The organism is Vulcanococcus limneticus LL, from assembly GCF_002252705.1.
GTDB lineage: Bacteria > Cyanobacteriota > Cyanobacteriia > PCC-6307 > Cyanobiaceae > Vulcanococcus > Vulcanococcus limneticus.
This window is the reverse complement of sequence record NZ_NQLA01000090.1, coordinates 1-4795: the sequence shown is the minus strand read 5'-3', so window position 1 is coordinate 4795 and position 4795 is coordinate 1. Positions and strand designations below refer to the sequence as shown.

At 62.9% G+C, this 4795-nt stretch carries 2 protein-coding genes; both read right to left on the bottom strand.

What is annotated here, in order from left to right; genetic code table 11:
* Positions 1-72 precede the first annotated feature (72 nt).
* On the bottom strand, positions 73-1155 hold the full coding sequence (locus CJZ98_RS17130; RefSeq protein ID WP_094592323.1) for a BREX-1 system adenine-specific DNA-methyltransferase PglX: 1083 nt from the start codon (positions 1153-1155) through the stop codon (positions 73-75).
* A 50-nt stretch (positions 1156-1205) separates the two neighbouring features.
* A complete protein-coding gene (gene brxC, locus CJZ98_RS17125) occupies positions 1206-4691 on the bottom strand; it encodes a BREX system P-loop protein BrxC (protein WP_094592322.1) in 3486 nt (1161 codons plus the stop codon).
* Between the last annotated feature and the right edge of the window lie 104 nt (positions 4692-4795).

Genomic DNA, 4795 nt, shown 5'->3' with positions numbered 1-4795 from the left:
CCGCACCTCCGGAATGACAGCTCGTCATTCCACCTTGTTCAACCTCTGATCAGGGCATTCGGGCCTCGGGATTTACACCACGCGAAGGGACGCGGCCTGGGCAGCGCGGGGACAGATGTCGAGTCCGAAGAGGTTCTTGGTGAGGATTAGCTCAGGAATGTCGCGCTGCCGGTAGCCGCGTTCCAGGTAGATCGCTTTCAGGAGGTCGTAGGCCTCCACCAGAATGTGACCCGAACCGCAGGCTGGGTCGATCAGGGTGAGGGCTTCCGGGTCCAGGCTCTCCGGAGTGATCGCTGCCAGCTGGGCCAGCACTTCAGGGGTCTGCTCCGCCGGCTCGATGTAGAACTCCATCTGGCCCTTGAGGGGGCTGTCGGGATAGGTGGCCAGCCAGGTGGCACCGAGTGAGTTCTGCACCATGTACTTCACGATCCAGTTTGGCGTGAAGAGCTGCGTAGCGGCCGGAATGTCCTCGCTTTTGACAACCTTGCCGATCACCTGGTCCTTCTTCTCGGAGATATAAAATTGGTACAGCCAGCCGATGATCTCCACATCCTCGCAGTCTTCGTCGCTGATCGCACTGCGGAATCCACCAGCGATCGAGCCTTCGCTAAGCAGGTGGTCAGGCAACAGCAACTCACTGGCGTCATCCAGTCCTTCGAACAGCTCCGGCAGCAGCTGGTGATAGGAGCGGCAGCTCGCCAGCACCAGCTCCCGGTACACCTCTCCCTGTGGATCAGATCCCGCCATCGCTGGTGGGGTCTGGCCATCGAGCAACCCATGTAGGCGGGCTTCGTTGGTGTGTGGTTTTAGTTCTGATGGCAGGCTGCCCGCCCGCATCAGCTTCAGCAGTTCCGGCTGGGTTTCACCTTCAGCTGCCGGCATCAACACCTTGCAGCCAAACGGGTGCCAGCCCCTAGCGTCCAGATACCGCAGAGCGCACAGCCGGTTGAACCAGGTGTAGGCGACTCGCTCCAGCAGCTGCTCGCGGTTCCCGGCTTCCTGCTCGCGCAGCTCAGCGATCTGCTTGGCGTAGGTACTCAGCGTGTCGGGGGTCTGGCTGTTGAGCAGCAGATCCAGCTTGCGGCCCACCGCCTCCATCAGTTGCCGGCGCATCGCCGGGGCGAAGGTCTTCAGGGCAGCAGTGTTGACGGGCATGGATCAGCTGTGGGGCTGGGGAACGAGTGGGGAATGAAAGAAGGCAGGGTTCAGAGACTGATCCGATGGCCTTGGTCAAGCTCAGCCTGCGCTGAAGCCCTGAGGGCATCGAGCCACTGCTGCAGCTCCTGGCTGTTGGTGATCTGGCTCAGCGGGCAGTTCACCTTCAGAGCAGAAGCCGGAACCACCCTGATCAGTTCAGGCATTGGACTGTCCGGCGGCGCCACCAAGGCCGCCATCCGCTGCAGCTGTTTGGGCACCTCATCGTTCCGGTAGCGACTCACCCGCAGCAAGGCCCGTCCTGGCTGACTCGCGGTCTCCACTTCAGCCTTTGCCGCTGCCGTGGTTGCCAGCACCTGCTCCTGTTGGCTGGTGTCGAGCCTCTGGAAGTCGGCCGTTGCCTTCAGCCGGGCTTCCTGCTCGCTGATCTCCTCGAGTGCCTTGGCCTTGGCCGCCGCCAGCCGCTCACCCAGCTGCTTCTGCAGTTCGGCTATTGAGCTTTTGGCCTGGGGGATCAGGCCACCGGCATAGGGCTTGTCGCTCTCCAGCAGCGTTCGCAGCGGCCTCACCTGTTCGGCCGGCAGGTCGGCGAACTCATCGCCATAGCGCAGTTCAAACGCCCGCACCTCGTCGAACACCGTCTTCTGGTTGCCGTTGAGGAATTGCTTCAGGGGGGTGAGCAGGTCTTCCTCGGCGTCGAGCCAGCTGTCTTTGAAGGTGCCCAGCTGGTTGAGCAAGTAGCCGTCGTCCTTCTTGGCCATCGCCTCGGCCTGCTCCGCCCAGGGCCTCACCGCTGCCAGGAAGGGGTAGCTGGCGGCCTGGGCTGCGATCTCCCGCAGGTCCTGGGCCTCCTCGCGCATGGCCATGCGGAAGGCCTCGCAGGTGCTGCGGGCATCGGTGCCAATGCTCTGCACGTTGAACAGCTCCTGGTGGAAGCGCTTGAGCGCATTCACCGTGCTGGTGTCGAACTGCTCCTGCTTGCGCACGCTCACACCACCCAGCCGGCGGCTGTTGGTGAGCGCCTCGATCACCTCCACGCTGCTGAGCAGCTCCTTCTCCCGCAACTCCAGCTTCCCGAGCCGATACAGCCGAGCGATGAAGGTGAGGGTGGCCCAGTTGCTCCAGCCGTAGGGCCGCGCCTCGAACTTGCGCACCAGATCTTCTGCGCTGAGGCGCTCGCCCAGCTTCTGCTGGCGCTCCACATCCACCAGCACCTCCTGCTCCGCTTCCGAGAGCTGGATCGCTGAGCCCTCCAGCAGGTCGTCCTGCTCCTGCACCACCTGGGCCACGGTGGCTTCGCTGAAGTTGCCGCGAATCATCTTCAGCTTGGGGAAGGCCGAGCGGATCAGCTCCTGGTAGGCCTTGCTGAATCGGGTCTTGGGGTCGCCTTCCCCCACCGAGAGGGTCTGGCCATTCACCACCAGCGCAGCGGTGCGCAGCAGCTCTTCGGCTTGGCGGGTCATCTCCTGGCGCCGGGCACTGTTCTGCTTGGCGCGCACCGCCAGGATCGCGTTCAGCGACTCGTCTTCGCTGCCGCTGTTCTGGCGGATGTAGAGGTCGGTCTTGAGGTGGCTGCGGATCTGATCGAGCAGCCGGTCCTTCACCGGCAGGATCGCCATCAGCTCGGTGCCGCCCATGTTGCGGCTGTGGAGGATCGACTCGCTGCCGTAGTTGGGGTGCTCGGGGGTCACCAGGTTCACCACCACATCGTTCTCCTTGCCCTTGATCAGGCCGTCGTCGATCTTCTGGGCAAACGGGTAGTCGTTGCCGTTGTCTTCAAAGCGGATCTTGTTGCTGCGGAGCACGTCGTCGAACACCACGCCGTGCAGGGTCTTGACCACCACGGAATCCGACACCTCAACCCGCTTGATCTCCTGCTCCACATCCTTTTCCTTGTCGGTGAGGAACTCGTATACCTCACCGCTGCGCTGCAGGTAGCTCTGGCTCTCCAGGTTGATCAGCGCATCCTTCACCGCCTGTTCATGGGCCCGGATGTCGAAGTTGGGCTCATTGATCAGCAGGATGGCGATGTTGCGCGCCGTGCCCTTGAACTGGGGCACCCACTTGAGCAGGAACAGGGCCTTGAGGATGCGCAGCTCCAGCTCGCCCAGCTGGTTCTGGGCCGTCACCATCGTCTGCTGTTTATCGGCCCGGATCACGTCACGGATGCCGTCGTAGAGCTGGTCGAAGCTGGCCAGGCGCCCCACCGGCAGTTCCTTGATCGCCTTGGCCACCTCCTGGAACACCGAGAGCATCGAGCGCTCGCCCACTGCCATGTTGCGGCCCTCAAAGATGCTGTGGGTCGCCAGGCTCTGGATCGCCTGCTGGAACAGGCTCAGTTGGTAGGGGTGGAAGGGGTAGAGCCCGCAGAAGCTCTGACAGTCGCCCCAGCCCTTGAGCTGAATCGAGCCATCGCCAAAACGGAACAGGGTGGTGAAGTTCTCCTTCTCCTGCTCATAGATCGAGATCAGCTGCTCCGGTTCCTCTGGATCCTTCGCCAGCAGACGCCGTTGGATCACCTCCTGCACATCGGCGCTGGCCAGGGTGAGCTTGGTCTTGAAGCGGCCCTGGATCTTGCTGAGGTCGTCCGCCTGTTCAAACTTCACCTGGCCGAGGATCCCCTCCAGGTCGGCCTGGGAGGTGATGAAAACCGTGGCCCGCCCATCGGTAGCGGTGGCCAGGCTCTCCACCACGGTCTGCAGGTTGAGCAGTCGGCTGCGCTCCTGGCCGATGAACTGGCCCGCCTCATCCACAAAGAAGTTGAGCCGGAAGCCCGGTGGTTGGCTGTCGAGGTATTCCTTCACCCGGCCGGCGAAGCCCTCGATTGAGAGGCGGTAGCTGTCCTTGGCGTCATTGATCACCTTGATGGCGTCGTCTTCGCTGCCGCCGAACTGCTCGGCATAGGCCCTGGCGAAGCTGCGCTTGGTGACGGTGGCCAGCGCATCGCGGTCGTTCTCCCAGCTGCGGCCGTTCACCCGCTGGTAGGTCTGCTTGAAGGCCTCGAACTGGCCGCGCTTGTTCAGGTCGTGCTCGAACTGGGCCACATAGCCCTGGTTGCCGTAGTAGCCCTGCAGCTCGTTGAGCACCTTCATGAACACTTCAAGGATCGGTGCCTCGTGGGTGCCGCCGATGCCATCGAACTTCTGGTCGATGTTGAACAGCAGGCTGCGCGCCGGGATCGCCGTCGCCTTCTTCAGGTCGGCGCGGATGATTTCGTCCTCCACCTTCGGCAGCAGGATCTCCACCGGCCGGCTGTCCTGCTCGCCCACCCGCTTGTCGCTGTCGAGCATCAGCGAAAGCATCTTCAGCAGGTGGGACTTGCCCGAACCGAAGAAGCCCGAGATCCACACGCCATTGGCGGAGGGATTGTGCAGGTAGGCATCGGTGAAGGCGCCCAGGCCCTTGCTCACCTCACGGGTGACGACGTACTCGTCGAGTTCGACCTGCAGATGCCGCTCGTCGTCGGCCTTGATCACCCCGTCGATCGGGCGGTCAACCGGCTTGGCGAAGAGCCCTTGGATGGTGGTGGCAGTCATGAGCTCTCTTGATTACCCAGCTCGCTCCGCAGCGCAGGACCTGAGCCCATAGACTGGTACACAAATACCAGTCCGGCCATGGCCCGCAGTGCGATCCAGTTCCA